The following is a 4,292-nucleotide window of genomic DNA, read 5'->3' as shown; positions in this document are numbered from 1 at the left end:
CGGGCGGCGCGGCGAACAGCTCGTCCTGCACCGCGGCGCGCAGCGCCGTGGCGTCGGTGAAGGGGCCGCGGGCGTGCACCCGCCCGGGCACCGCGGTCGGGCCCTCGAACAGCCGCCCGAGGACCGCGGCGAACTCCCCGGCGTCGGCGCCGGCGAGCCGGTCGAAGGTCACGGTGTCCCCGCCGGCCGTCGCGGGGGCGGCGCCGCGGCGGCGCCCGGTGTGGAAGAACAGCAGGTTGAGCCCGATCGCGACGACGCTGCCCGCGGTGATCCCGGAGCCGAGCACGATGCCCGCCCACTGCGGCAGAGCCTGCGCCACGTCCGGCTGCACGGTCACGAACAGCGCGACCCCGAGCCCGGACCCGACCACGACCACGTTGCGGTGGTCCCGGAAGTCGACCCGCGACAGCGTCTGGATCCCGACGACGGCGACGGTCGCGAACATCGCCAGCGCCGCCCCGCCCAGCACCGGGTGCGGCACGGCCGCGACCAGCGCCCCGGCCTTCGGCACCAGCCCGATGAGGATCATGAAACCGCCCGCGGCGGCGACCACCCAGCGGCTGGAGACCCGGGTGAGCCGGACGAGGCCGACGTTCTCGGCGAAGCAGGTGTAGGGGAAGGAGTTGAGGACACCGCCCAGGGTGGTGGCGGCGCCGTCGGCGCGCAGGGCGCGGGCGACGTCGTCCGGCCCGACCTTCTTGTCCACGATCTCCCCGGTGGCGATCACGTCACCGGTCGTCTCGACCGCGGTGATCATCATGACGACGATCATCGACAGGATCGCGGCGAGCGAGAACTGCGGCCAGCCGAAGTGGAACGGCGTGGTGACCCCGACCCAGTCCGACTCCCCCACCGCGGACAGGTCGACCAGACCGAACGGCACCGCGGCCAGCGTCCCGAGCACGAGCCCGGCGAGCACCGCGACGGTGGCGAGGAAACCGCGGAACAGCCGCTGGATCAGCACGATCACCGCGAGCGTGCCGAGGGCGAGCCCGAGGTACAGCGGATTGCCGGGGTCGGGGGCGTTCGCGCCGCCGACGGCGTCGGTCGCGGCGACCGGCAGCAGCGCCAGCCCGATCACGGTGATCACCGTGCCGGTGACGACCGGCGGGAAGAAGCGCAGCAGCCGCGCGACGTAGGGCGCGGCGAGGAAGGTCACCAGCCCGGCGACGATCACCGCGCCGTAGATGGTGGTGAGCCCGGCGGTGCCACCACCCGCGGCCAGCCCGATCGCGATCATCGGCGAGACCGCGGTGAACGTGACGCCCTGCAGCAGCGGCAGCCGCACCCCGATCCGGCCGATCCCGACCGACTGCAGGATCGAGGCGATGCCGCAGGTGAACAGGTCGGCGTTGATCAGGTGGATGAGCTGGCGCTCGTCGAGACCGATGGCGTTGGCGAGCAGGATCGGCACGACGACGGCGCCGGCGTAGAACGCCAGCACGTGCTGCATGCCGTAGACGGCGAGCCGTCCGGCGGGCGGCACCCGGTCGACCGGGTGGACGGGGCGGGCGGGATCGGTGGTTCGGCTGGTGGATCGGCGCAGGCGCATCGGTGACCTCGATGGGAGCCGGAGGATGTGACGGGGCAGGGCGCGCGGAGGGGGCCGGATTGCGACCTGCATCACCATGCGCCCGGGCCGGGACCGCCCGGCACCGCCGTCTCCGACGAACCCCGGGCCGCTCGTCGCGGGGCTTTCGTAGGTTCCGACAGTCGACCCGGTCATCGGGCCCCCGGCGGGACACCGTTCGGAACCTCCCGGCAATCCCGTCGCAACCCGGGTCCGGACACAATGCGGGGCATGCACCTCAGCCCGAGCGAGCGCGACAAGCTCCTCGTCCACGTCGCCGCCGACGTCGCCCGCAGGCGTCGCGAGCGGGGTCTGCGGATGAACTACCCGGAGTCGGTCGCGCTGATCACCGAGCACGTCCTGGAGGGCGCCCGCGACGGCCGCACCGTCAGCGAGCTGATGAGCAGCGGCCGGGAGGTCCTGACCCGCGACGACGTCCTCGACGGCGTCCCGGAGATGCTCGACTCGGTGCAGGTGGAGGCCACCTTCCCGGACGGCACGAAGCTCGTCACCGTGCACGGGCCGATCGCATGACGCCCGGCGAGATCCTCGTCGGCACCGAGCCGGTCGAGCTGCACCCCGGCCGCCCCCGGCTGACGCTGACCGTGGTCAACGCCGCGGACCGCCCGGTGCAGGTCGGGTCGCACTACCACTTCGCCGCCGCGAACCCCGGACTGTCCTTCGACCGCGACGCCGCGTGGGGACACCGGCTCGACGTCCCCGCCGGGACGTCGGTGCGGTTCGAGCCCGGTGTGGAGCGCGAGGTGACGCTGGTGCCGATCGCCGGGGCGCGCCGGGTCCCCGGTCTGCGTCCCGAGCGGGCCGGCGCCCTCGACGAGCGGAGCTACGAGCAGTGACCATCGACCGCGCGCGCTACGCCGACCTGTACGGCCCGACCGTCGGGGACCGGGTCCGGCTCGCCGACACGAACCTGCTGATCGAGGTCACCGAGGACCGCTCGCGCGGCCCGGCGTCCGGCGACGAGGTCATGTTCGGCGGCGGCAAGGTGATCCGGGAGTCGATGGGGCAAGCGGCCGTCCTGGCCGCGGACTGCCCGGACCTGGTGATCACCGGCGCCGTCGTGCTCGACCACTGGGGAGTGGCGAAGGCCGACGTCGGGGTGAAGGACGGCCGGATCGTCGGCATCGGCAAGGCCGGCAACCCCGACACGATGGACGGGGTCGACCCGGCGCTGGTGATCGGGCCCGGCACCGAGGTGCTGGCGGGCAACGGGCGCATCCTCACCGCCGGTGCGATCGACGCGCACGTGCACTTCATCTGCCCGCAGCTGGTCGAGACCGCGCTCGCGTCCGGGGTCACGACGCTGTTCGGCGGCGGCACCGGCCCGGTCGACGGGTCGAAGGCCACCACCGTCACGCCCGGCCCCTGGAGCATCGGCCGGATGCTGCAGGCGATGGACCACCAGCCGGTGAACCTGCTGCTGATGGGCAAGGGCAACACGGTCTCGGCCGAGGCGCTGCACGAGCAGCTGCGCGCCGGGGCGGGCGGGTTCAAGCTGCACGAGGACTGGGGCACCACCCCGGCGGCGATCGACGCCTGCCTGCGGGTGTGCGAGGAGACCGGCGTGCAGGCCGCGATCCACACCGACACCCTCAACGAGGCCGGGTTCCTGCAGTCCACACTGGAGGCGATCGCCGGGCGCTCGATCAACGCGTTCCACACCGAGGGCGCCGGCGGCGGGCACGCCCCGGACATCATCGAGGTCGTCGGCACCTCGCACGTGCTGCCGTCGTCGACGAACCCGACCCGCCCGCACACCGTCAACACCCTCGACGAGCACCTCGACATGCTCATGGTGTGCCACCACCTGAACCCGTCGGTGCCCGAGGACCTGGCCTTCGCCGAGTCCCGCATCCGCCCGACGACGATCGCCGCCGAGGACGTGCTGCACGACCTGGGCGCGATCTCGATGATGTCGAGCGACTCGCAGGCGATGGGCCGGATCGGCGAGGTCGTCATCCGGACCTGGCAGACCGCACACGTCATGAAGGCCGCCCGCGGCCCGCTGCCCGGTGACTCCGAGCGGGCGGACAACCTGCGTGCGCAGCGCTACGTCGCCAAGTACACGATCAACCCCGCACTCGCCCACGGCGCCGCCGAGCACATCGGGTCGGTCGAGGTCGGCAAGCTCGCCGACCTGGTGCTGTGGGAGCCGAAGTTCTTCGGGGTGCGCCCCGAGGTCGTCCTCAAGGGCGGCTTCGCCGTGTGGGCGCAGATGGGCGACGCGAACGCCTCCATCCCCACGCCCGGCCCGGTCTACGGACGCCCGATGTTCGGCTACGCCCACACCCCCGCCGCGCTCGGCTCGCTCACCTTCATGGCGCCGTCGGCGCTCGAGGCGGGCGTTCCCGAGCGGCTCGGGCTGGCGACGCCCGCGGTGCCGGTGGCCGACACCCGCTCGGTGCGCAAGGCCGGGATGCTGCGCAACGACGCCACCCCGGACGTGCGCGTCGACCCGGACTCGTTCGAGGTGACGATCGACGGCGCCGTCGTCGAGCCGGCGCCGGTGAGCGAGCTGCCGATGGCGCAGCGGTACTTCCTGTTCTGATGGCGGGTCTCGCGTCACTGGTGCTCGCCGACGCCCGGTTCCCCGGGGGCGGGCACGTGCACTCCGGCGGGCTGGAGGAGGCCGCCGAGCGGGGGCTGGTCACCGACGTCGCGTCGCTGCACGCGTTCCTGCGGGGGCGGCTGCGCACCGCGG

4 protein-coding genes and 1 pseudogene are annotated in these 4,292 nt (G+C 73.5%); 4 read left to right on the top strand and 1 reads right to left on the bottom strand.

From position 1 onward, the window contains the following. Window positions 1–1,552, bottom strand: a 1,552-nt coding sequence (locus tag NH602_RS28635; RefSeq protein ID WP_253069433.1) for a nucleobase:cation symporter-2 family protein, incomplete at its 3' end; no start/stop codon positions are given. Between the two features lie 249 nt (window positions 1,553–1,801). On the opposite strand from NH602_RS28635, the gene NH602_RS28630 reads away from it, so the two are divergent. The 4 genes and pseudogenes from NH602_RS28630 to NH602_RS28615 all read left to right on the top strand — a co-directional run. After that, the gene (locus NH602_RS28630; protein ID WP_020622559.1) at window positions 1,802–2,104 is read left to right on the top strand and encodes an urease subunit gamma; all 303 of its coding nucleotides are present in this window, start codon (window positions 1,802–1,804) and stop codon (window positions 2,102–2,104) included. Beyond that, a complete protein-coding gene (locus tag NH602_RS28625; protein WP_226356955.1) occupies window positions 2,101–2,427 on the top strand; it encodes an urease subunit beta in 327 nt (108 codons plus the stop codon). The genes NH602_RS28630 and NH602_RS28625 overlap by 4 nt, the downstream gene beginning before the upstream one ends. Beyond that, window positions 2,424–4,139 carry an urease subunit alpha gene (locus NH602_RS28620; RefSeq protein WP_253069432.1) on the top strand — a complete coding sequence of 572 codons (1,716 nt, stop codon included), beginning with the start codon at window positions 2,424–2,426 and terminating at the stop codon, window positions 4,137–4,139. Before NH602_RS28625 ends, NH602_RS28620 begins: the two co-directional genes overlap by 4 nt. Next, window positions 4,139–4,292, top strand: a pseudogene (locus tag NH602_RS28615) (urease accessory protein UreF); the annotation flags it as partial. The gene NH602_RS28620 and the pseudogene NH602_RS28615, both read left to right, overlap by 1 nt.

The sequence above is a fragment of the Pseudonocardia sp. McavD-2-B genome (genome assembly GCF_024124365.1).
Classification (GTDB): domain Bacteria; phylum Actinomycetota; class Actinomycetes; order Mycobacteriales; family Pseudonocardiaceae; genus Pseudonocardia; species Pseudonocardia alni.
Note: the sequence above shows the minus strand (reverse complement) of the source record. Positions and strands in the feature narration are given on the sequence as shown.